Annotated in this window: 20 protein-coding genes; 17 read left to right on the top strand and 3 right to left on the bottom strand. The window is 36.5% G+C overall.

Annotated features, from left to right (window positions below; translation table 11 throughout):
• Positions 1-310: 310 nt before the first annotated feature.
• The 5 genes from BMX09_RS05495 (at position 311) to BMX09_RS05475 (ending at position 5,888) form a co-directional block, all read left to right on the top strand.
• The gene (locus tag BMX09_RS05495; RefSeq protein WP_089746701.1) at positions 311-2,335 is read left to right on the top strand and encodes a BglG family transcription antiterminator; all 2,025 of its coding nucleotides are present in this window, start codon (positions 311-313) and stop codon (positions 2,333-2,335) included.
• 61 nt (positions 2,336-2,396) lie between these two features.
• A complete protein-coding gene (locus BMX09_RS05490) occupies positions 2,397-2,678 on the top strand; it encodes a PTS sugar transporter subunit IIB (protein ID WP_089746700.1) in 282 nt (93 codons plus the stop codon).
• Between the two features lie 27 nt (positions 2,679-2,705).
• Positions 2,706-4,064: a PTS ascorbate transporter subunit IIC gene (locus tag BMX09_RS05485; protein WP_089746699.1), complete on the top strand. Its 1,359-nt coding sequence runs from the start codon at positions 2,706-2,708 to the stop codon at positions 4,062-4,064.
• A gap of 92 nt (positions 4,065-4,156) precedes the next feature.
• Entirely contained in the window at positions 4,157-4,981 is an 825-nt protein-coding gene (locus BMX09_RS05480; RefSeq protein WP_089746698.1) for a transketolase, read from the top strand.
• On the top strand, positions 4,968-5,888 hold the full coding sequence (locus BMX09_RS05475) for a transketolase family protein (RefSeq protein ID WP_089746697.1): 921 nt from the start codon (positions 4,968-4,970) through the stop codon (positions 5,886-5,888). Before BMX09_RS05480 ends, BMX09_RS05475 begins: the two co-directional genes overlap by 14 nt.
• 78 nt (positions 5,889-5,966) lie before the next feature.
• Here BMX09_RS05475 and BMX09_RS05470 read toward each other — a convergent pair whose 3' ends face one another.
• On the bottom strand, positions 5,967-6,851 hold the full coding sequence (locus tag BMX09_RS05470; protein WP_089746696.1) for a LysR family transcriptional regulator: 885 nt from the start codon (positions 6,849-6,851) through the stop codon (positions 5,967-5,969).
• Positions 6,852-7,098: 247 nt separating this feature from the next.
• Here BMX09_RS05470 and BMX09_RS05465 point away from each other — a divergent pair, with 247 nt between their 5' ends.
• From BMX09_RS05465 to BMX09_RS05450, 4 genes are read left to right on the top strand one after another with little or no spacing between them, the layout of a single operon-like run.
• Positions 7,099-7,521, top strand: a complete 423-nt coding sequence (locus BMX09_RS05465; protein WP_177159550.1) for a signal peptidase I — start codon at positions 7,099-7,101, stop codon at positions 7,519-7,521.
• 20 nt (positions 7,522-7,541) lie between these two features.
• Positions 7,542-8,312 carry a hypothetical protein gene (locus tag BMX09_RS05460; RefSeq protein WP_089746694.1) on the top strand — a complete coding sequence of 257 codons (771 nt, stop codon included), beginning with the start codon at positions 7,542-7,544 and terminating at the stop codon, positions 8,310-8,312.
• Between the two features lie 41 nt (positions 8,313-8,353).
• The gene (locus BMX09_RS05455) at positions 8,354-13,426 is read left to right on the top strand and encodes a right-handed parallel beta-helix repeat-containing protein (protein ID WP_089746693.1); all 5,073 of its coding nucleotides are present in this window, start codon (positions 8,354-8,356) and stop codon (positions 13,424-13,426) included.
• Between the two features lie 43 nt (positions 13,427-13,469).
• The gene (locus BMX09_RS05450; protein WP_143054381.1) at positions 13,470-13,913 is read left to right on the top strand and encodes a hypothetical protein; all 444 of its coding nucleotides are present in this window, start codon (positions 13,470-13,472) and stop codon (positions 13,911-13,913) included.
• A 187-nt stretch (positions 13,914-14,100) separates the two neighbouring features.
• Here BMX09_RS05450 and BMX09_RS10455 read toward each other — a convergent pair whose 3' ends face one another.
• Entirely contained in the window at positions 14,101-14,214 is a 114-nt protein-coding gene (locus BMX09_RS10455; protein ID WP_407645252.1) for a putative holin-like toxin, read from the bottom strand.
• 333 nt (positions 14,215-14,547) lie between these two features.
• Here BMX09_RS10455 and BMX09_RS05445 point away from each other — a divergent pair, with 333 nt between their 5' ends.
• Positions 14,548-15,573 (top strand): YeiH family protein, encoded by a 1,026-nt coding sequence (locus tag BMX09_RS05445; RefSeq protein WP_089746691.1) that lies wholly within the window; start codon positions 14,548-14,550, stop codon positions 15,571-15,573.
• 72 nt (positions 15,574-15,645) lie between these two features.
• Here BMX09_RS05445 and BMX09_RS05440 read toward each other — a convergent pair whose 3' ends face one another.
• Positions 15,646-16,575, bottom strand: a complete 930-nt coding sequence (locus BMX09_RS05440) for a LysR family transcriptional regulator (RefSeq protein WP_089746690.1) — start codon at positions 16,573-16,575, stop codon at positions 15,646-15,648.
• 110 nt (positions 16,576-16,685) lie between these two features.
• Between BMX09_RS05440 and BMX09_RS05435 the strand changes: the two genes are divergently transcribed.
• From BMX09_RS05435 to BMX09_RS05405, 7 genes are all read left to right on the top strand, one after another.
• Complete coding sequence (locus BMX09_RS05435) at positions 16,686-18,104, top strand: aspartate ammonia-lyase (RefSeq protein WP_218138924.1); 1,419 nt, start codon at positions 16,686-16,688, stop codon at positions 18,102-18,104.
• A 16-nt stretch (positions 18,105-18,120) separates the two neighbouring features.
• Positions 18,121-19,485: a class II fumarate hydratase gene (gene fumC / locus BMX09_RS05430; protein ID WP_089746688.1), complete on the top strand. Its 1,365-nt coding sequence runs from the start codon at positions 18,121-18,123 to the stop codon at positions 19,483-19,485.
• Between the two features lie 12 nt (positions 19,486-19,497).
• Positions 19,498-20,649, top strand: a complete 1,152-nt coding sequence (locus BMX09_RS05425; RefSeq protein WP_089746687.1) for an NAD(P)-dependent malic enzyme — start codon at positions 19,498-19,500, stop codon at positions 20,647-20,649.
• Positions 20,650-20,771: 122 nt separating this feature from the next.
• Positions 20,772-22,040: a PTS sugar transporter subunit IIC gene (locus BMX09_RS05420; protein ID WP_089746686.1), complete on the top strand. Its 1,269-nt coding sequence runs from the start codon at positions 20,772-20,774 to the stop codon at positions 22,038-22,040.
• 21 nt (positions 22,041-22,061) lie between these two features.
• The gene (locus tag BMX09_RS05415) at positions 22,062-22,631 is read left to right on the top strand and encodes a TetR/AcrR family transcriptional regulator (RefSeq protein WP_089746685.1); all 570 of its coding nucleotides are present in this window, start codon (positions 22,062-22,064) and stop codon (positions 22,629-22,631) included.
• Positions 22,632-22,756: 125 nt separating this feature from the next.
• Entirely contained in the window at positions 22,757-24,526 is a 1,770-nt protein-coding gene (locus BMX09_RS05410; RefSeq protein ID WP_089746684.1) for an oleate hydratase, read from the top strand.
• A 493-nt stretch (positions 24,527-25,019) separates the two neighbouring features.
• Positions 25,020-25,227 (top strand): hypothetical protein (locus BMX09_RS05405; protein ID WP_218138923.1); only part of this gene is annotated, 208 nt, incomplete at its 3' end.

The following is a 25,227-nucleotide window of genomic DNA, read 5'->3' as shown; positions in this document are numbered from 1 at the left end:
TTTTTGTATAGAAAATCTTTCATCATTAGAGAGGTAGCAGGATGTCATAAAATAGGTCTTAATAAAGTTAAATAGTAGGTTGTTTTAGCTGATTAAACAGAAAAAGAGTATACAATGTAGGAAAAGTAACTAAAAAATGTCGGCAATTTGATGTGAATAAAAGCCGAAAAGCAGTTTTAATTATTTATGACGTATATTATAATGAACTTATACGTCCCAATCATATGTAAAAAATACGACATCAGATTGGGATGAACAACTATAGAACTTTTTTGAAAGGGCTTTTATAATAAGAGTGTGGGGGATATATATGATAGATAACGAATCAATGAAGTTATTATTGAATATTTTAGCGAATCCAATGATGAAAGTAGAGAATTTTATGCATCTACATCAATTAAGTTCACGACAACTACAATCAAAGTTAGATCAGCTAAATGATGTATTGGAAGGATTGGGATATCAAGGTGTGCAGATTTATGCATCACATTTTCAAATCGATCCAGCAATTGAAGACAAAATTATGTCGGAAGAATTTTTGCAGTGTGAGAAGTTTGTAATTGATGAAAAATTACGCCCCGCTTTGATATACTTATACGTTTTTGTGAGACAGATGGAGGTCAGTAGTTATCATTTACAATGGTTATTGCAAGTTAGTAAAAATACCGCCACCTCAGATGTGAAGACCTTACGCAATCGATGTTTAAAGCATCACTTACAGTTCATATATACGCGTAAAGATGGTTATCATATTCAAGGAACGGAAATGGATAAACGACGCTTCGCAATTATTTGTATGGATCAATTACTTGAATACCCACTAGGCAAACGAGCACTAGAACATATGATTGAAGACTGGAACGAACAAGCAAATATTAAGCCATTAGTCCAGCAATTTGAAACAACGCTACAACAACATCAATTATTAGTTCCCTTAGCTCGCTTAGAAGTGATTGTTTGGTATTATCGTCTATTATTAATGCGCAAGCATGATCAGATCGAACTAACTGAATTACAAATTAATTGTATTGAAAAAAGTGGCATTATGCCAGTAGCAGAAGAATTGATTCACCAAATGAATTCAGATTGGGAAGAAACAGAGGCTTATTATTTGGCAGCAATCTTGCTTGGAGTTGTTCAAGGGAATTATTATGACCAGAACAGTGACCTCATTCAAAATTATGCTGATCAAATGATTTTATTCGTTGAGCAGAAGCTTGCAATTATTTTTGACAAACGTTTGGATTTACAAAAAGGATTAAGACAGCATTTATTACCTGCATATTATCGAATTATTTTTGAGATTCCGATTGCAAATCCATTAAGAGAGATGATTATTGAGCGTTATCGATTTTTATTTGATATCGTGAAGCAATCACTTATTCCATTTGAAAAAGAATTGGATGTAACAATTTCAGATAATGAGATTACTTATTTGACCATGTATTTTGGTGGTAAGATTAAAAGTCGCAAAGCTAAAAAAGAGCAATTAACAGCTTTAGTCATTTGTCCAAATGGGATTAGTTCCTCTCAAATGTTGAAGTCGCAATTAAAGGAATTATTTCCTGATTTCAAATGGATTGTCGATGCTTTTAAGACGACGGATAGCTACAAGGATGTGGATATGATTTTTTCAACCATCTTTATGAGAGCAGAAGTGCCAGTCTACGTTACCAAACCACTCTTATCGATTTATGAAAAGAATTATTTATTAGATGTGGTTAATCAAGATTTTAATATCAAAAATCAGAAATTACCAACTGTCAATCGTATCATAGAAATCGTACAAAAATATGCCAAGATAACTAATATTGAAGCGCTAGAACAAGATTTATCATTATATATCAACAATTACACCTCGATAGAAAGGACGGATCAGCCAATGTTAAAAGAATTATTAACAAAAGACTATATCGCTTTTTCAGACCAAGACTTAACTTGGGAAGAAGCCATCGCTTTATCTGCCAAACCATTAGCAGACAAAGAAAAAATTAATCCATCATATGTGGAAGCGATTATTAATCGTGTGAATGAATTTGGACCATATATTCATATTGGGAAGAATGTAGCCATTCCACACGCACGCCCAGAAGATGGTGTCAATGAGATTGGTATGTCATTTTTAAAATTAGATAAACCAGTATTATTACAAGATAAACCAGAACATGAGGTTGATATGTTTATCACTTTAGCAGCGGTGGATAATACAACCCACTTACGCGCATTGTCATCGTTAACTCGTATTCTTTCAACAAAAGAAAAAATGGAAGAATTAGAAAATGCAAAAACAGTTGAAGATGTCTTAGCGGTAATCTCATCAGGCGAAGAAGCCTAAAGCGGTAGTTATGAATTTGGTAGCAATTATTTAAAAAATATATTTTATAGGAGGAATTATTATGAAAATTATGGCAGTATGTGGATCAGGATTAGGAACAAGTTTTATGGTGGAAATGAACATCGAACAAATTCTAGGTGAATTAGGAATTTCTGATGTTGAAGTAGAACACTCTGATTTAAGTTCAGCAACTCCAGGCTCAGCAGATGTATTCTTCTTAGCAAAAGATATCGCTGAAGGTGGCCAACACTTAGAAAACATTGTCGTATTGGATAGTATTATCGATATGGATGAATTACGTGAAAAAGTGACACAAACAATGAAAGACTATGGTAAATTATAAAATTAAATAAAACAGGAGGGGTTAATGATGAGTTCATTCACAAAATTTTTACAAGATTTCTTTAGTACACCAGCCATTTTAATTGGATTAGTATCACTAATTGGTTTATTATTACAGAAAAAATCAGGACCAGACACAGTTAAAGGTATGGTTAAAACATTTATTGGTTTCTTAGTAATCGGTGCAGGTGCTGGCGTATTAATTTCAGCCTTAGAACCATTCTCTCAAATGTTCCAATATGGTTTTAATGTTGATGGTGTTGTACCAAATAATGAAGCAATTGTAGCGTTAGCATTAACAAAATATGGTTCTCAAACAGCATTTATTATGTTATTAGGTATGATTTTCAATATTTTAATCGCTCGTTTTACAAAATTTAAATACATCTTCTTAACAGGTCACCATACATTATATATGGCTTGTATGATTGCTGTAATCTTAACAGTTGCAGGTCTTGGTGAAGGTGGATTAATTATCTTTGGTGGATTAGCATTAGGCATTGTAATGACTTTATTCCCAGCGTTAGTTCAACCATTTATGAAAGATATCACAGGTAATGACAATGTAGCTTTAGGACACTTCTCAAGTTTAGGATATGCAATCAGTGGATATGTAGGTAAAGCTGTTCGTGGTAAAGGTGAAAAACCAGTCTCAACAGAAGAAATCAACTTCCCTAAAGGGTTAGGTTTCTTGCGTGATAGCACAGTAAGTATCACTATTACAATGACAGTATTATACTTAATCGTTGCATTTGCAGCAGGTCAATCATATATTGAAACAGAATTAAGTGGTGGTACTCACTTCTTAGTATTTGCATTAGTTAAAGCAGGGGAATTCGCTGCCGGTGTATTTGTAATCTTAGCTGGTGTACGTTTAGTATTAGCAGAAATCGTACCAGCTTTCAAAGGTATCTCACAAAAATTAGTTCCAAACGCAAAACCAGCATTAGACTGTCCAATCGTTTATCCATTCGCACCAAATGCTGTAATCATTGGATTCTTTGCAAGTTTCGTGGGTGGATTAGTAAGTATGGCTTTAATGCCTTGGTTAGGAACTCCAATCATCTTACCAGGTGTTGTACCTCACTTCTTCTGTGGGGCAACTGCAGGGGTATTTGGTAATGCAACAGGTGGTGTGAAAGGTGCAGTATTAGGAGCTTTCGTTAATGGTGTTGTATTAAGTTTCTTACCAATCTTATTAATGCCAGTTTTAGGAGATTTAGGTTTCGCTGGATCAACATTCTCAGATGCTGACTTCGGAGTAACAGGTATCTTCTTAGGTAAATTAGCTAACATGGGTGGTTCAACAGCAGTAATCGTTGGTATCTTAGCAGTATTAGCAGCAATGTTAGTAGCTACATTCGTTGGCAAAAAACAAGAAGCATAACATAAATAATATGATTTTGATTGGTTGGGGTAACCTTACCCCAGCCAGTTGAAATCTTTTTTAAAACAAAAAAAGAATGAGGGTGTAATATAATGGAGAAATTTGCAAAACAAATCCGTTTAGAAACATTAAAAGAGTTACTAAACTTAGGATTCGGACACTATGGCGGTAGTCTATCAATCGTTGAAACATTAGCAGTATTATATGGAAAACATATGAATATTGACCCAGAAAATCCAAAAGCAAGAGACAGAGATTTCTTTGTCTTATCAAAAGGACATGGCGGCCCAGCCGTATATGCGACGCTTGCATTAAAAGGCTTCTTCCCAATGGAAATGCTAAATACATTGAACCAAAATGGCACTCACTTACCATCACATACCGACTGCAACTTAACTCCTGGTGTAGATATGACAACAGGATCATTAGGACAAGGAATTTCAGCAGCAACAGGTATTGCTTATTATCATAAAGCTAAAAAATTACCTAATCGCGTCTTCTGTATCGTAGGAGATGGCGAGTTAAATGAAGGTCAATGTTGGGAATCATTCCAATTTATGGCACATAATGATTTAAGCAATATGATTGTCTTCGTTGACGATAACAAAAAACAATTAGACGGTACAACCGAAGAAGTATGTAAGACATTTGATTATGTAGAAAAAATGACCGCATTTGGATTATATTCGATTCGAGTAGATGGACGTGATGTGAATGCCATCGATAAAGGAATTGAAGAATGTCTCGCACAAAACCGTCCAAGTGTTATTATTCTAGATACTGTAAAAGGACAAGGAGTACCACATATCGAGCAAATGAAAGCAAATCACCACGTTAGACCATCAGCAGAAGATGAAGCAGCTGTACGTCAAGTAGTTCGTGAGTTGGAGGAGGAACTAGAAAATGGAAATGCGTAAAGTATATGCAGAAACAATCAAAGAAATCGCCTTAAAAGATGAAAATGTATTTGTATTAGAAGCTGACTTAAGTAGTTCAATGTCAACTGCCGGCTTAAAAGATATCTTACACGAACGCTATGTGAATGTTGGGATTATGGAAGCACAAATGATGGGTGTGGCAGCCGGTATCTCAGTATCAGGCGGAACTTGCTTTGTACATACATTTGGCCAATTCGCAACTCGTCGTGCCTTTGACCAAGTCTTTGTCTCATTAGCTTATGCAAAACAAAATGTTGTCATTGTCGGAAGTGATAGTGGAGTAACTGCCGAACATAATGGTGGTACACATATGACCTTTGAAGATGCAGGATTAATGCGTTTGGTACCAGATGCAAAAGTCTATGATGTCAGCGACCCAGCTGAATTTAAAGCTGTATTAACCAAAGCTTACGAAGAAGGTGGCGTACACTATATCCGCACAATGCGTAAAGACACACCGGATATTTATACACCAGAAGACGAATTCACAACTGGCGCAAAATTAATCCGTGAAGGGAAAGACGTCTCATTAGTAGCAACGGGTATCTGCGTGGGAGAAGCCCTAGAAGCAGCCAAACTATTAGCTGAAGAAGGTATCGAAGCGGAAGTAATCGACTGCTACCAAATTAAACCAATCGATAAAAAAATGGTACTAGAAACAGCCCAAAAAACAGGTCTAGTCGTAACATGCGAAAACCACAATATTATCGGTGGCTTAGGAAGTGCAGTCTGCGAATACTTATCAGAAGTACATCCAACCAAAGTCATCCGTGTCGGAGTAGACGAACACTTCGGACAAGTAGGACGCCTAGCTTACTTGAAAGACTTCTACGGTATTTCAGCAGCCAAAATCGCTGTTAAAGTGAAAGAACAATTCGTCAAATAAATACACAAAATAAAAGCTTATAGTAGCTACCTTGCGCAGTTACTATAAGCTTTTTTCTAGCTATAATAGTAGCAATCATTAACAATCATTGGTAATATCTTGTGCAATCTCTTGATAATGCTCACTAAAAATAGATGACGCTAACCAAACAAAAGTAAAGTTATGACTCATCTCAAAATTTTCTAAAGGAATCACCTGTAAATCACCTCTACGCAATTCCTCCTTAATCGCTGATTGATACATAAAAGAAATCCCCAAATCATCCTCAACTAATTGAATCAAGGGATGCATGGCATTAATCACAATTCGCTTCTTAAAGTCTTCTAACTGCAAATTATTTTTAAACAGTTCATTGACTAATAAAGCCCTTGTACCACTACCATCCTCACGCAAAATAATCGTCTCATCCAATAAATCTTCCAACTTTTTAACCGGCTTAGAAAACTGATGATCCTTATGAGCCACACAGACGAATTTCTCCATTGAATACACCAATGAATCAAACTCCTGATTATCAAAATGCCCCTCAATTAAGGCCAAATGAATCGTACCTTCACGTAATTCGTTTAATAGGGTGGCTGTATTTTTAATTGAAATCGTCGCATTCTCATAATGATGTTCTTTTAAATAGTGTGATAAAGGCTTCATCGCAATAAAGCCACCAATCGTCTTCGTTAGACCAATCTTTAAATGCTCGGTTGTCGGTAAGCCCATTCGTAATTGTTCCTTTAAAATCAATTCATCATTGACTAAAGTCCGCACACGTTTTTGCAAAAATTGACCTTCCTTAGTTAATGAAAGCTTTTTATGATGATAATCGAATAATTTACATTGATAATCCTTTTCTAATAGGTGGATATGATTAGATACGGCTGGCTGCGTAATATGTAAGTTCTTACTCGCCTTAGTAAAGTTCATCGTATTGGCAACCTCTAAAAAAGTCTTTAATTTGATATCTAACATCCAATTCCTCCTTTCGATAAAAATATTTTATAGAAACATAATAGATTGTTATTTTATTTTATCATAAAAAGGGAGTAAAGTGGAAGTGTAGAGACAGAAAATAGAAAGAGGTGGGTTTTGTTGGAGTGATTACCGGAAGAAATCCTTTAAATTTCGTTCAAAAATTAGGAGAGAAAGACATTTTTCATCTATATTATAGTCGTTATGGATGATGGTGCAATTTATAAGAGTAAAAAGGGGTGACTATATGACAAAGACAATAATGACAATTTTAAGTAAATTATTTTGTGTGACTTGTTTGGTGTTAATTTTTTTATTTGGCGGGGTACGATTATTCGGCTTAACCCCCTTAGTCGTAACAAGCGGTAGTATGGCACCAAAATATCAAGTCGGCACAGTTGTTTATATAAAAGAAATCAACCCTAAAGACTTACGAGCTGGTGATGATATTTCATTTATGTTTGATTCGGATACGGTAGCTACTCATCGCATTGTTAGCATTGATCAGGAGAAGCAAGTGGTTCATACAGTTGGTATCAATAATCTTGATCACGAGGGACAATTAATCAATGATAGCCAACCTGTTAAATTTAGCGATATCAAAGGACGAGTCACCTATTCCGTTCCCAAAATCGGCCAGTTATATTTAAAAATGCATCAATTATTTTAATGAAAAAAGGAGCGATAGAAATGGAAACACAAACACAACAAAAACAAGATCGTAAAAAAAGAATTGGAATAGTTTTACTATTATTATTATGCTTATTAACATTGGCAGGTACCATGTCATGGTTAACACATTCAAGTCAATTAGATAACCAGTTTACAGTTGGAAAAATTAGCGAAATCGATCCAGGTGGCGGTGGACCAGTTGACCCGAAAGACCCAACAGATCCAACAGACCCAATCGATCCAGATGGTAATGACCCACGTTTGGATGGAAACCTATTCGAACCACATTGGAAACCAGATGCTAAGCTTGAACCTGGCGTAACGATTCCAAAAGATCCATATGTTGGTGTGGGTAAAGGCAGTGAAGCTTGTTATGTCTTTGTAAATGTTACAGATAATATGAATAATAATGACCATGTTTACTTCACATTAAATGACGGTTGGGAAGTAGTTGAAGGAACTGCTTTATCTAATGGTTCATACACAAGTGGTTTATTTATGTATACAAAAGGCTTAGATGGATCAGAAGCGAGTGACAATGTTTGGACAGAAAAAGCAGTCTTTAACAAAGTAGTAGTTGATGATAAAGCAAATGAACAAGACTTCTGGAAAAAAGGAGTCAAAGACCAACAAGACGATGAAGAAAATTCATTCAAACCAACCATCACTGTTCAATCATACTTACACCAAAAAACAAAACCAAATAATGAAGGTGAAGAAGGCGAACGTTCAGAAATTAGTGTAGACACTGCAAAACAAAATGCCAAAGAATTCTTTAAAGCACAATAATCAAAAATAAAATTTAACTAAAAAACAGGCGGGTGATATTTATGTCAGAAACTAAAAAAATGATGCAAAAAATAATTGCCATCATTTTAGTGGTCAATATGACACTATCTCAATTTACGCCTGTTTTTTCTATGGGCGTAAAGCAAGCAGAAAATTCAACAGCAGATATAACGATTACAACGAAAGAAGACTATATTAATTTTGTCATTCGTAGTCAAAAAGAAGATTTTAAGGGACAAACTATTGTCTTAGTGAATGATATTTCTTTAGAAGATTTGACTTTAGAAGAGATTAATACATACATAAAAGAGCATTTTCCACAATATGGTGAAGACTATGAAATGAGCCATTTAACGATTGGAAATAATAAACAAGCATTTAGCGGGACATTTGATGGTCAAGGTCATACGATTAGTGGATTAAACTATGTGAAGTTCTTCTTTCCAAGTCCAAATAGTGGTTTGTTTGCTTGGACAGAAGGTGCTACGATTAAAAATTTGACCGTTTTGAATGCGCAGATTTGTTGTATTTATCAAGGGGGGATTATTGTTGGTTATGCCAATGATACCATTATAGAAAATATTTCGGTAATTGATTCCGACTTAAATATTAAGACAGCTAATAATATTGTCTCCTTAATTACCAATGGAGGATTTACAGGTGGGGCAATTGTTGGTTATTCAGTTAATTCAACCTTATATAATTGCGAAATTGCGGGTACAAGAGTTCATAATACCGTTGTTGAAGCAGTTGCAGGGGTTGGTGGTGATGCCATGTATATGGGTGGACTGGTTGGATTAGCAGAAAACTCCGATATTATTTATTGCCGAGCACGAACCACCTATAAAGACGAAGGAAACCCCATAATATATGAAAATGATGATGGTAGATATACAACAGAAGATGGAAGAAGAATGTCTTATGTCTCTAATGTTCACAATGTAGCAATAGGAGCCTTAGGAGGAAAACAACTTTTTGCAGGAGGAATTGCAGGAGGAGCAAAGGGAGCGAATTTTTATGATTGTTATTGCACAGCTGAAGTGAGTTTTTATGCGGCTACTTATGTTTCTGTCGGAGCAGGGATTGTTGGTTTTGGAGGAGGTATTACCGGCAAACTAAAAAATGGAAGAATAGAACGCTGTAGTTTTGCAGGGGATATCTATTCAACGCAATATAATGCCGTTTTAGTGATACCGATTATTCAACCAAATGTTCATATAAGTGGGATTGTAGAATATGTTAAGGGAAATAATGTGATTGAGGATTCCTATTTTAGACTAAGTGATATAAAAAGTGGGTACCAACCCTATGCTGTGGGAAGTCAATATGATTGCGAGGAGAGTAAGGTTTTAAGCGATGATTTATATAAGGATGTGAATTTCTGGGAAGATAGGGACTTTGACTTTATTGGCAACCAGAAACGAAATATCTCCCAAAAAGACTTCTACAATAAATGGGTTATGGATTACGAACTAGGGATACCTGTACATGGACACAGTGTTGCGGCTACTTTTGACTTTCCAAATGCAGCCGGTGTATCGATCGATGCAACCATGTTAACGCATAAAAAAGTAGCAACGGATTCATGTTATGACTTTGCTGTTCAAGGACTTCATCCAAAGACCGACCAAACAATAAAAGTTGATATCCACTTAAATAATAGCTACCGATTTGAAGGCTGGCACCAAAAAGCAATGGTACAAAAGCATCATGTCGAAACAACTGATTTATTACGTGAGATAACCTCTACCAAACCAGTCGCAACCGAACATTCCGCAACAATTGGTGTAAAAGATAATGATTTAGTAGTAGCGGCTGTTGAAGGAAAAGTCAGCTATCATGATGTAGAGGGTAAAATCATTAAAGAACAATGGCACCGTTATAAAACAAATTTAGTAGAACCACCATTAGACGACCTAGGAGAAGCACAATTTTACGGTTGGACAACGTTATCAAATGACGGTAAAGGATATAAAGCCATCACTTCCGATAAATTAGCCACCATCAAAAGACAGGGCGAGTATTATCAAAACGAGGATTTAGTACGTAAAACAATGGATTTGTACCCAATCTATATCGACGCCACTGCCAATGTTCAAATAGAAATTGAAGGACATGATGAAGATACGCCTGCTATAAGAACGGGTCTAGGAAAAGCCCAGGTCAAAAAAGCAGGCGACGAATTGTATATTGATGTCGACTACGATGGAGGGCAAATTCCAGCAGGCTATCGCTTTAAAGGCTGGTACAAGGAAATCGATGGCGGAGAAATCTGCGTCAGTCGTCAGGAAAAATTCAAAATAGCAGACATTAGCCAAGAAGTGAGATATATTGCTAGATACCAATATCAAGTATCCTATTGGGTTAAAACTTATCACCAAGATGGGCTAGATAAGGAGTCTTATAAATATAAAGACATTTGGCATAATTATAAGGATCAACTAATAAAACTAGAAGAACCAAGCTATTTAGATGAAACCATTATCCACTGGGGTACAAAACATCAAAATCACAAAACAGAAGATGAGGCTTGCTTGGATAATCTAACAGAAAGTAAAATTACCGGTCCAAAAGACGTATACTCACATAATTATAGTGAGAACAAAGGGAATAAGCTAAGCGTCTATGCAGACTCAGACTTTCCAGATGCAGGAAAGATAACAACCTCAATAGATGAAGGAAGAACATTTACTTATACGACATTTGATAGATATCAGTTCAAGTTTTGGACGTTAGAGAGAGAAAATCTAGGTAGAGCATGGACTTATGAAGACAATGTAATGGACGTTGGAAAGCTTAACTCTACTAAGATATATAAAGCACGTGCGATGGTAACGACTACTATTTATTTTCATCAAACTGATGGTGGAAAGCAAGAAATATTAAGAAGATACCAAGACCCAGTGTTGCTAGAACAAGAGAAAACATACGATTATACCTATCCACATTATTATAAGGATAGACTAGTAGACGAAATAACTTATGACACAGAAAGAGAAATCCAAACGTCTGTTACAAGTCCTGCCTCACCAAGTAATGAATCTATGCAAAGGGAAGGCTATCAATTCCTAGGTTGGTTATCCTCCAGTGAGGTAGCAACGGATTCATTTATCTGGAACTATTTGTATAATACTGAAGAAAAGTATTGCACACAAAATATTGAACGGATTACACCGTATTTAGTGACTGCCAAAGACTTAGTAACTGCGACTATCGATTTATATCCGGTCTATGCCAAATACGATATCACAACGACGACTAATATCGAACCAGTTCAATTGCCAGAGTCGATTAACAAGCCCAAAAAACCAACATACACATTAGCGCCAATCGAAGGCAAACCAAATTATCGCACCATCACTTTAACAGCAGAAGATAATCAGACAACTGTATTTAAAACAAATACCAAAGATAATCGTACCTATCGCCTTGTGCGTGTACTTTGCGAAGTTGATGGTGAAACAACAATTTTAGAGTTAGAAAAAGAGGAAAATGAGTATAGCTACACTGGTGAAGTCAAAGCAGGTAAATCATACACCTTCACAAGTATCTACTCACCATTATTTGCCATTTTTAATTTAGATGATGATGCTAAGCAACAAGTCATTGTCAGAAATTATGGCGAACCATTAGGAATTGACATAGAACCAGATTATCAACATATTTCAAATATCGAAAAGTCTTGCTTTGTGGGCTGGACTGATGAAAAACGAGATAGCTACAAATTTGCAAGTAAGGCGGATTATGATGCAAGTCAATTAGCCGATACTTTAGTTACAAGAGACACCGTGATGCAGCGGAATTTGGTTTTAGACCCAATCTTTGTAAAAGGCAATATCACAGTTCAAAGTAATATCGATCAAATCATCCAAAATGATGGCAAAAATCCTAATGACTATCGTTGGATTGAACCATCGCAAAAAGGTACTTTAACGGTAAAAGCGAAAGAATATCCTGGCTATAAATTTAGTGGTTGGGTGACGAAAGATAAAGAGGTTTCCAAAGAGTTAACCCATCACGTTACCAATGTTTTTAGCGACCAACAGTATACCGCCATTTATGAAAAAGCCTGGACGATTCGTTATCATGATTTAGCTGGAAATACCATATATACTACGAGCGTTGTGAATGAAAGTCGCTCCTTTGTTGAAAAAAATGGAACGCAAGAATATTTCATCGATAAAGATGCTGTGTTAAAAATCATTGAAAAATTAACTGGAAATCAACATTTTGTTGAATGGGTTTGGAAAAGTGGACCTAACTCAATTACTTGGCTGGATTTTAAAGATAAAAAGATTACCCAAAATATGGATATTTATCCTAAAATCATGGAGGTTACCGCAAGTCATAACGAAAAATTTTATACTGATAACATTCAATTTGGTCTAACGCAAGACACAGAAGGTAATTTATTAACAGGCTTGTTTAAGGAAGATTATCAACAGAGTGCGATTACTTTAACAGTTTTAGAAAAAACGTATCAAAATACGCAAGTTATTCAACAATTAAATACTAAAATGTATGCTTATGATTTAACCGATACTAATGATTCAGAAACAGCGCAACCAGAGGACAAGTTAAGTGAATTGAACCCTGAACAGCCAATCGATAACCAAGAAGACGACGTAACAATAGCTAGCGATCAACAAGCAAAAGACCAAACGATTATTGAAGTCAGCCAAGGTAGTGTGCCAACCGACAAAAACGGTCAGGCTACCCATCATTTCTATGGGCGGGTGGACATCACGGTGTCGGCGCCTGATGCCTCGGATACCTATCTTGTCTACCTAGAGCAGGCTTCAGAAGGCGAGGGAAGTTTCAATGACTGCAATATCATTCCGATTCACTTAACACAAGATGGCGAGCAAAAATCAGGAACCACCACCGTTAAATTACCACTTGGCAGTTATACGATTAGTGATAATACCAAATGGAATTGGCGCAATCACACTGAAACTTCAGCTGATGAGGTGAGGTATCCAGTAACATTATCACTGCAAAAACGTGCCAAAATCACCATCGATAAAACAGATTACACTAATAAATGGTTCTCAGGTTACCATAACTGGCAACTAAACAAGCAGAAAGGAAGTGACTGTCATGATGAAGCGTAATTTGAAATACCTCCTATTAGTACTTGTAAGCGTGACGCTCGTTATGACAACTTCCCAAACGATTGCCTATCTACAAAAGAAATCAGATCTCGGCAATCACTTAGTCGTAGCCACTGTTGAACCACTTGTTAGTCAAAATAATAATCAGATTATGGTGAAAAATACCGGCAATGTCGCCGTCTATTTGCGAGTTCATTGTGCGCTTTATCAAGAAAATAGTGATCAAAGCTTAACATTAGAACCAGGTCAACAGATGAAAGAGTTCATCAATTTAGAAGATGATTGGATTCTAGATGGGCAAATCTATTATTACAAACAGCCAGTTGCACCAGGCAAAGAGCTTAGATTTGCGACAATAAGCAAAAATTTACCACAAGAGATGCAATTAGATGTTTACGCTGAATCCATTCAACAAAATCCATCCAAAGCAATAACAGAAGCCTGGGGGATAACAGTGGACGAAAGTGGCGAATTAATAGTTCATTAAGAAAAATAGCTGTTCTCATTAGCGTGAGGACAGCTATTTTGATTTCGTTTGCCATTCAATTTCTATTTATGCTATAATAAAAAGCGAAAAGGGATGTGCTGATACACATCCCCTAGTAGAAACCGTTAATACGGTGGCTAGGAATTCAGTTAAAAAATAACCGTTATCCTATAGCGTAAGAGAACGGTTATTTTTTGTCGACTTTATTTAATAAACTTATGAGGTCCAGTATTAATTTCAACAACTCTACGATTAGGCTAGTAGAGGCCAAAACTAACATTAAACACTCGAAAGTTGACAAAGGACTACTCCTTTCCTAGATTTGGCACTTAGATTCATAAGAACCACCTCCAATCCATTCGTAGCCACCGTTCACTTTTTTCTACTACCAATATCATAGCACAAGGAAAATATTTTTCCAGTAAAGCTATTTTGTCTTTAGAATTTAATAAACTTATGAAAGTCGTGAGGGTTAGTTGGCTAACTTTTGCGGCTTTTTGTGTGTTGTGGGGTTTGTTTTTATCGATAAGAAAATTTTATCATAAGATAATAAATAATAATTTTATTTTATCGTAAAAATAAGGTAAAGTAATGGAGTAATCAATAATAAATTTTTATTAAAAGGAGAAAACGTATGAGTGATTTTAGAGAAAAAATACCTGGCGTAGTAGCATGTTTAGTAATTGCGCTAGTATCTTATGAATTAGGGAGCTACTTCCCAGTTATTGGTGGCCCAGTATTTGGGATTCTGATTGGGATGGCATTGGGATCATTTTGGTCACCAGGAAGATTGTTTGAACCAGGGATTAAGTTTTCATCTAAATATATTTTACAATTAGCAGTAATCTTTTTAGGATTTGGTTTGAACTTACACGTTATTTTAGAAACTGGTAGTGAATCATTACCAATCATTATTTCAACCATTACAACATCATTAGTAATCGCATGGTTATTACAAAAGAAAATGCATATTCCAACTAAGATTGCGACTTTAATTGGGGTCGGTTCATCAATCTGTGGTGGATCAGCGATTGCCGCAACAGCACCAGTTATTGATGCTGATGATAGTGAGGTTGCTCAAGCGATTTCGGTTATTTTCTTATTTAATGTTATTGCGGCTATCTTGTTCCCAATCTTAGGACAAGTAATTGGCTTTAGCACAACATCAGGTGACGCATTCGGTATTTTTGCCGGAACTGCTGTCAATGATACATCTTCAGTAACAGCCGCTGCAGCCACTTGGGATAGCATGTGGAATCTAGGCTCACAAACACTAGATAAAGCTGTAATGGTAAAATTAACAAGAACCCTAGCAATTATTCCAATCACATTAGTATTAGGGATGATGGAAGCCAAGAAAACAAATGGAGCAAGCAAATTCTCACTAAAAAAAGCTTTCCCAACATTTATTCTATTCTTCGTATTAGCATCAATCATCACAACAGTTGCCGTAAGTTATGGAGTGGACGTTTCATTCTTTAAACCAATGAAAACATTATCTAAATTCATGATTATTATGGCGATGACAGGGATTGGGATTAATAGTGATATCGTTGATTTAGTCAAAACAGGCGGTAAACCAATTTTACTTGGCTTATCTTGTTGGACTGGAATCACATTTGTTACCTTAGCCTTCCAACACTTCTTAGGATTAATCTAATGATAAATAAAGAAACTCCTTCGTTTTTAGGCGAGGGAGTTTTTTTACCTACAAATTTTGTGGTATTTATTTTTAAAGTTGAGCTTCTTCTAGGAATTTCTTCATTACGGGATTGATATATTTACCTTTTTTCCAATAGAAGTTAATTTTCCTTTGCGAGAATTCTGGTGCTAGGCGATAATAGACGAAACGATCTGAAATAGGCAATTTAGAAATCAATAATTCACCAATAAAGGCAATTCCTAAACCAGATGAGACAATCATATAAGAGGTTAACTGTTGATCAACTTCGAATAAGATTTTTGGTTCAAAGCCATAGTAATGACATAATTCAATCGAACGTTTGCGTGAATCATTCTCTTGCTTTAATAAAATGAAGGGTAAATCCTTGAAAAGTGTTAAATCAATTGGTAAGACAGCTTCAACATTAAGTGCTTGATTCTTACGACAAACCAGTTGATAGTCAGTTAGTTTTTCGTTAATCTCTAAATCTTTCGGTACGACTAATAATAAATGTTCACGTGAAAATAATTTAGAAGCGAAAAAGTTTTCATCTAATTGATCATTCGCCAAGATAATATCAATCGTACCATCTAAGATCATTTGTTCCAAATTCGCCGTACTATCCTCAATCAAAGTTAATTCGATATTGGGATATTTTTGCGTAAAGTTAGCCATTAATGGAGGGAAGACTAGCGAACAAAAAAGACTCGTCCCACCAATTGTTAAATGACCTATATTTGCTTCTTGCCAGTCATTCAAATAATCCGTAAATTCTTGTTCAATGGCTTGGATTTGTTCGACGGATTGGATATATTTTTTGCCACAGAGAGTTAGGCTAATTGGTTTGGTAGTGCGGTCGAATAGGGGATAGCCAACTTTTTCTTCAACTTTTCTAATCGATGCACTTAATGATGGTTGAGAAATATAGAGTTTTTGTGCCGCTTTGGAGAAGCTTTTCTCCTTATAAACTTGATAAACATAATGCATACCTGAAAACATTTTTCGCCCTCCTAATATAGATAAAAAGTTATAGTATTTATAGTCTTATATGTATTTGATTATAGCATGAAAGCTCTTTATAATGAAGATGTAAAGAGAAAATGGGGGGAATACAAATGTTAAACCGTATCGAAGCCGACTCAATCGGTGAAAAAAATATTGACCAACAAGCCTATTATGGCGTGCAAACCTTACGTGCTTTTGAAAACTTTAAAATTTCAGGTCGTACCATTAATGACCAAATGATTAACGCCTTAGCCTATGTAAAAAAAGCATCGGCAATGACAAATGCTAAAGTAGGTTTATTAGATAACAAAAAAATGAAAGCGATAACAGAAGCTTGTGATGAGATTTTGTCAGGTGAATTACATGAATGGTTCATTGTTGATCCAATCCAAGGTGGGGCGGGGACGTCAATGAATATGAACGCAAATGAAGTCATCGCCAATCGTGGTCTTGAATTATTAGGTCATGAAAAAGGTCAGTACCAATACCTACATCCGAACGACCACGTAAACTATGGCCAATCTACTAATGATGTCATTCCAACAGCTGGTAAAATTGCGACTATTTTCTTAATTGATGATTTAATCGTTGAGTTAAAAGCTATTCAACAGACATTGGAATTAAAAGCAATTGAATTTAAAGACATTTTAAAAATGGGTAGAACACAAATGCAGGATGCTGTGCCAATTCGTTTGGGTCAAGAATTTGCTGCTTATGCTTCAGCTGTTGAACGTGATATTAAGCGTTTGGAATATATTCGTCAAGAATTAATGGTTGTGAACTTAGGTGGGACAGCGATTGGGACAGGGATTAATGCCGATGAAGAGTATGTGAAAGAAGTCGTACCAATCCTTGCTGAATTAACTGAATTGCCATTAGTACAAGCCGTTGATTTAGTGGATGCTACTCAAAACTTAGATATTTTTACAATGGCTTCAGCAATCGTTAAAAGTAGCGCAATTTCTCTATCAAAAGTGGCAAATGATTTACGCCTAATGTCATCAGGACCCAAAACAGGATTTGGTGAAATTACTTTACCTGCTAAACAAAATGGTTCGTCAATTATGCCCGGAAAAGTCAATCCCGTCATCCCAGAAGTTGTCAATCAAGTAGCTTTTAATATTATGGGCAATGATACCACAATTAGCCTTGCAGTCGAATCAGGCCAGTTAGAATTAAATGCCTTTGAACCAATTATTTTCTATAAATTATTTGAATCAATTAGTACCTTAACGAATGCGATTAATACCTTTAACCATAATTGTATTGTCGGCATTCTAGCCAATCAAACACGTTGCCAGCAGTTAGTTGAACATAGTGTTGGGATTATTACTGCATTATGCCCACATATTGGCTATCAAAAAGCAGCTGACATCGCCAAAGAAGCTATCTATACTGGTGCAACTGTTAAGAGCTTAATTAAGCGTGAAAACTTATTATCAACAGAATCAATCGACATCATCTTAAATCCAGAAACAATGACCAGACCTGGAATTTCAGGCAAGCAATTATTAACGAAATAATAGTGAGGTGTAATGAATGGAATATAGAATAGAACAGGATTCATTAGGAAAAGTCCAAGTCCCAGCCGATGCATTATGGGGCGCACAAACCCAAAGAAGCTTTAAAAACTTTCAAATTAGTAGCGAAAAAATGCCGTTAGCAGTCGCTTATGCTTTGGCCTTAATCAAAAAAGCAGCCGCACTAGCCAATCTTGAATGTGGTAAGTTGTCACCAGAAAAAGCCAATCTTATCACCCAAGTTGCTGACGAGATTCTTGTGGGACAACATGATGAAGCATTCCCACTATCAGTCTGGCAAACAGGTAGCGGTACGCAAACGAACATGAATGTTAATGAAGTAATTGCTAATCGAGCCAATCAACTAGCTGGCGCAAAAGTCTTGCACCCAAATGATGATGTTAATATGTCGCAAAGTTCCAATGACACCTTCCCATCAGCCATGCATATTGCCTCATTAAGTGCCATTAACCAGCAATTATTACCAGAACTTGAAGCGCTTATGAAAAGTTTTAAGCAATTAGAAACTAAATACCAAAGCATCATTAAAATTGGTCGCACCCATTTACAAGATGCAACGCCCTTAACATTTGGTCAAGAAGTGAGTGCTTGGAGAGCAATGTTAGAAGAAGCTCAACAAATGATCATTGAAAGTTCCAAGCATTTATACCAATTAGCACTTGGCGGTACGGCAGTTGGTACGGGAATTAATGCACCAGAAGATTTCGACCAAGTCATCTGTCGCAAAATTGCCCAATTAACCGCTACACCATACAAGCCAGCACCTAATAAATTTCAAGCTTTAAGTAGTAAGGATAGTGTTGCTTTTGCGCATAGTAGCTTAAAAGTCTTGGCAACTAGTCTGATGAAGATTGCTAATGATATTCGCTTTTTAGCGAGTGGCCCAAGATGCGGTATTGGCGAGATAGTTATTCCGGCTAACGAACCGGGATCTTCCATTATGCCTGGTAAAGTCAATCCAACCCAATGTGAGGCACTAACCATGCTTGCTGTTCAAGTGATGGCCAATGATACTGCGATTACGATTGCAGCTTCACAGGGGAATTTCCAATTGAATGTCTATATGCCACTCTTAATTCACAATATGATGCAGTCGATTCGTCTATTGTCAGATGGTATGCATTCATTCAACCAGCATTGCGTCACAGGGATTGACGCCAATCCAACGAAAATGACGGAAAATTTACAGAATTCGCTAATGTTAGTGACTTGCCTTAGCCCAACAATTGGCTATGAAAAAGCAGCACAAGTAGCAAAGTACGCCCACCAACAAGGACTTACTTTAAAAGAAGCCTGCTTAGCACAAAATGTCCTAACTGCCGAAGAATTCGAACAAATTTGCCAACCAGAACAGATGATTTAGGAGGAAAAGTAGATGGATATTTATCAAAAAGCCCTAGAATTACACAAAGAAGCTCATGGAAAGATTGAAGTAATCTCGCGTGCTAAGATTACAACCAAAGAAGATTTAGCCGTCTATTATAGCCCAGGCGTTGCTGAACCTTGCCGTGTAATTGAAAAAGATCCCGAACAAGCTTACCAATTAACTCGTAAAAATAATTTAGTAGCCGTGATTACAGATGGCAGTGCCGTATTAGGATTAGGCGATATCGGACCAGCTGCCAGTATGCCAGTTATGGAAGGTAAATGTGCGCTATTTAAAGAATTCGCTGATGTTGATGCCTTTCCGATTTGTCTAGATACGCAAGATACCGATGAAATCGTACGTACCATTCAGCTAATTTCAAAAAGTTTCGGTGGCATTAACTTAGAAGATATTTCAGCGCCACGTTGCTTTGAAATTGAGCGCCGTCTAAAAGAAGTCTGCGATATCCCAATTTTTCATGATGATCAGCACGGTACCGCAATTGTTGTAGCAGCTGCACTATTAAATGCCATTAAAGTAACCGGTAAAAGTATGGGCGACTTACAAATCGTCATCAATGGAGCAGGAGCAGCCGGAATAGCGATTGCCAAACACCTAATCAAAATGAATTTCGGCAATATTACTCTATGTGATATCAATGGCATTATTTCAGCTGAGGATCCACATTTAACATCAGCCCAAAAAGAAATGTTGGCAGTCACAAATCAAGACGAAAAAACCGGTCTCCTAAAAGATGCCTTAATAGATGCTGATGTCTTTATTGGTGTCTCACGTCCAAATCTCGTAACGCCTGAAATGGTGCAATCAATGAATAATGGGATTATCTTTGCTCTAGCTAATCCCGTCCCAGAAATTATGCCAGACATCGCTTTAGAAGCTGGGGCTAGTGTCGTTGGAACAGGACGCTCAGACTTTTCAAATCAGATTAATAATGTCTTAGTCTTCCCAGGATTATTCAAAGGAGCTTTAGCTGCACGTGCCACAGCGATTACCAATGAGATGAAGATTGCCGCATCCCACGCCATTGCTAGTATGATACCAGATGAAGAATTGGCGAGTGACAATATTATCGTCTCACCACTGAATAAAGAAGTCGCAGGAGTTGTTGCCAAAGCCGTAGCCGATGCCGTGGTAGAATAGACCTTAGATGACAATATTCAATAAAACCATTTACTCCCAAATAAATTTGTTTGGGAGTATTTATTTTGTCGAAAAAGCTTGCTACAATAATCTTGAAAGCCTTATCAAAAAGGAGGGGTCACATGCATCAAGTCTTAGAAAAAATTGCCGAAAAAACTAGTCGCCAACCAGTATTACTTGCTTTACGTGATGGTTTTGCGGCTTGTACACCATTATTAATCGTGACATCATTATTGATTATTATTAGAGATTTCCCAGTGCCGGGATATGCCGAATTGATGGCGCAAATCTTTTCCCAAAATTGGCAAGATTTTTTTACACCATTGATTCAAGCAACATATGGCGTGATTGCTTTACTGGCTGCATTTGGTGTAGGGTATGCTTATAGTCGCGAGAAGAAGATTGATCCTTTTACGGGTGCAACCTTAGCGGTAGTTGTCTTTTTGCTCATGTCCCAGCAAGTTCATCCTGATTATACCAATCAAGCAGGCGAGGCATTTATCGGCTTTTCTATCAGTCAACTCAATAGCAATAGTCTTTTTATGGCGATGCTCTGCGGATTGTCTTCAGTTGAATTATTAAGTTACACAACGAAAAAACGTTGGCAACTCACACTCAAGCCGGGGATTCCACCGGGAGTCGCTCATTCAGTGACCGATCTCATTCCATCTGGTATCTGTTTAGTCAGCTTTTTAGTTTTGCGTCAGCTATTAGCGGTAACGCCTTATCACGATTTAGCAGAAATCAGCCACAACTTACTGCAAGCGCCACTCTTAGCTCTTGGTCGGACGGCTTTATTTGAACCAATCTATCAATTCTTGTCGAGTCTCTTCTGGTTCTTTGGTATCACGGGTCCAGCGATTACCGACACTATTTTCGGGCCGATTCACCTAGCGCAAACAGTTGAAAACCTAACTGCCTATCAAGCAGGACAGCCGCTACCCAATATCTACACCGGTGCCTTTAGTGCTTATTTTGGTAATTTTGGTGGAGGGGGCAGTACTTTGGCATTAGTCATCGTCTTATTTACAAGCGCTAAATCCCAACGTCTCAAACAAGTTGCTAAAATCAGTCTCTTGCCAGGTATTTTTGGCATTAATGAAATGGTGATTTTTGGTGTACCAATTGTTTTGAATCCTTTGATAATGATTCCATTTGTCATGGTACCGGTGATGAATGTTACATTAGCAGCAAGCGCAATGAAGTTAGGCTTAGTTCCTTATACAATCGGCGTCTCAATTCCGTGGACCACGCCGATTTTCTTTTCCGGTTGGTTAGCAACCGCAAGTATTAAGGGTGGTTTATGCCAAATCGTTCAGCTAGCGCTCGGATGTCTAGTCTATTATCCATTTGTAAAGGCGTTAGATAGACAATATTTGAAAGAAGAATAAACAGTGAAAGTAGGTACTACTATGTCAAATATGAAGCAGATTTTTACGAATACATTGCTTGAAATGCTTAAAAGTAAAGAATTAAACGAGATTACCGTTACCGATATAGCGCAAAAGTGTGGTGTTTCAAGGCAGGCTTTTTATTACTACTTTGATGATATATATGATATGGTTGAATGGTTTTTTATGGAAGAAACAGATAAAGCATTAATGGCTTATACCGATATTGATACATGGCAAATGGGATATATTCACTTAATGGAATGGGCTAAAAAGAATCAGAATATTATTATGAATACCTATCAGTCTGTGCAAAGAGAATATGTTGAAGTATTTATGAATCGGGTCTTATATCAATATATTATCCAAGTAGTGGAACATGAATCAAAGGGGTTAACGGTTACTGATGAACAATGCGCTTATATTGCTAACTTTTACACCTTAGCAATTAATGCGATTACTTTAGAATGGATTCGAAAAAATATGCACGAACCTCCCGTAGAAGTTGCTGAAAAAGTTAATTTTATGATTGAAGGTGATTTTAAAAAAGCCCTACTAAAATTCCAGCAGATTAATCTATCAATCTTTTGACAAATAACCTCCCTTGTCAAATGAATTTTTACACTCCTTATGGTTTGTTAAGTTACATTTTTTTCCTAAATGATATAATAAAATCGTAAAGAAAATAATAGTGTAAAAAGATAGGGGGAAAAAGTATGTTTTATACAAATGGTAACTATGCAGCTTTTGCGAAGGCAAGAAAACCTGAAGCAATTGAGGAGTATCAGGCATATATTGTTGGTGGCGGTCTAGCAGGTTTAGCGACAGCAGCTTTTCTGATTCGAGATGGCCAAATGCCTGGTGAGAATATTACTATCTTAGAAGAATTACCGTTAGCAGGTGGCGGTTGCGATGGGATTAAAGATGAAAAATTAGGTTATATCATTCGTGGTGGGCGTGAAATGGAAGACCATTTTGAATGTTTATGGGACTTATATCGTTCAATTCCATCCCTTAAAAATCCTGATCAAACAGTATTAGATGAATTTTATTATTTAAATATGGACGATCCAAGTAGTTCACCTATTCGTGTGACCGAAAAGCAAGGGCGTGATGCGCATACATTACACAAATTTGGATTATCAGATAAAGCCGTCTTAGAACTCGCAGAATTAGTAATGACTCCAGAAAAAGATTTGAATGATAAAAAAATTACCGATGTTTTTACAAAAGACTTTTTTGAATCGAATTTTTGGACTTTTTGGCGTACGATGTTTGCTTTTGAAGAATGGCATAGTGCAATCGAAATGCGTCGCTATCTAACAAGATATATTCACCACGCACATAAAATTACGGATATCTCTTGCTTGAAATTCACAACATATAATCAATATGAATCATTAATTTTACCACTTCAACATTATTTACAACAAAAAGGGGTTCAATTTATTTATGATGCAACGGTGACTAATGTAGAATTTAATTTAGAAGGTGCTAAAAAACGAGCAACCCGTATAGTCTATCAACAAGCTGACGATAAACAATCCATCGTATTAGGAGAAAAAGATTTAGCATTCATTACTTTGGGGTCTAATACTGACCAAAGTGGCTTTGGTGACCAGACTCATCCAGCAGTTGTACCAGAAGGGATTGGTGCTTCATGGCAATTATGGGAAAATATTGCACATCAAAGTAAAGAATTTGGGAATCCTAAGAAATTTTATGGTGATGTATCAGGCTCAAATTGGGAATCAGCTACGATTACTTGTATTGATCGTGAAATCCCTAAATATATTGAAAAATTAACTGGACGTGACCCATATAATGGCAAGATTGTAACAGGTGGACCAATAACAGCTAAAGATTCTTCATGGCTTATGAGTTGGACTGTTAGCCGTCAACCGCATTTCAAAGTACAAAAACCTAATGAAATTGTTGCGTGGGTATATGGATTATTTTCTAATGAAAAGGGCGATTATATCAAAAAAACAATGGCTGAATGTACCGGTGAAGAAATCTGTCAAGAATGGTTATACCATATTGGTGTACCAGTATCAAAAATTGATGATTTAGCTAAAAATCACGCTGTCACAATTCCTTGTATGATGCCATATGTAACTAGTTATTTCATGGTTCGTAATGTTGATGATCGTCCGAAAGTGGTAGTAGATAATGCTAAGAACTTTGCTTTTATTGGCGAACATGTAGAAACACCAAATGATACGGTATTTACCACTGAATATGCTGTACGTACGGCAATGGAAGCTGTCTATACCTTATTAGAACTAGATCGGGGAGTGCCTGAAGTATTTGCCTCTCAATACGATATTCGCATCTTATTACAAGTAACTCATCATTTACTTGATGGCCGAAAGATTACTGAAATGTCACTTCCATTATCACAAAGATTGGCACTCAAAGCAGCTCTCAAAAAAATAGAAGGAACAACCATTCACGAAATGTTAATGGATAATCAATTGATTTGATAGCACTTCATGAACTGGTATGAGTGAGGTTGAGCTTTAAAACCAACAAATAAAAATTTACCTAGAAAACGACTGTTTATAGTATATTACTATAATCAGTCGTTTTTTCGTCAACGTATCACCAATAAAAACGCTCCCAAAACTTTCTTGGGAGTATTTATTTTGTTTCGGAAACTTGTTAGACTTAGACTAATAACATAATTCTTTCCTAACTATTAGGAACGAAAGATAGCTTTAGGAAGGGATTAGCAACAGTTATAAATTTGCGGCGAAAACCCATATGCTTGCGTGTGGGATGAAAGCGGCTTCTCTTTACTTGACAATAGCAGATAATAAACATATATAATATATATAGAAAGGGAATGGCCATAATGGCACGACCTAAAAAAGATAACATACAAATCCATATTTCCATCCCAGCCGAGTGGAAAAAGGAACTTGAAAACCTTGCATGTATTTACAGTAATTAAGTATATTGAGGAGTAGAAAAGCCATGATTGACAAAGAATACAACAAAATTCTGAAAAAATATCATAAACTTTCTGACAGGCATATTTTGGTCGTTGAGACCGATATGCCTTATTCTGATGTACTTAAAGTTGTAAACCTTTCTGATAAGATACGCAAAGCAGGTAATGAGCTTGTTAGTCTGATAAGAAAGAATTATGACCAACTTTTACGTACAAAGAGATACCGTAAAT

The organism is Granulicatella balaenopterae (assembly GCF_900111135.1).
Taxonomy (GTDB): Bacteria; Bacillota; Bacilli; order Lactobacillales; family Aerococcaceae; genus Granulicatella; species Granulicatella balaenopterae.
Note: the sequence above shows the minus strand (reverse complement) of the source record. Positions and strands in the feature narration are given on the sequence as shown.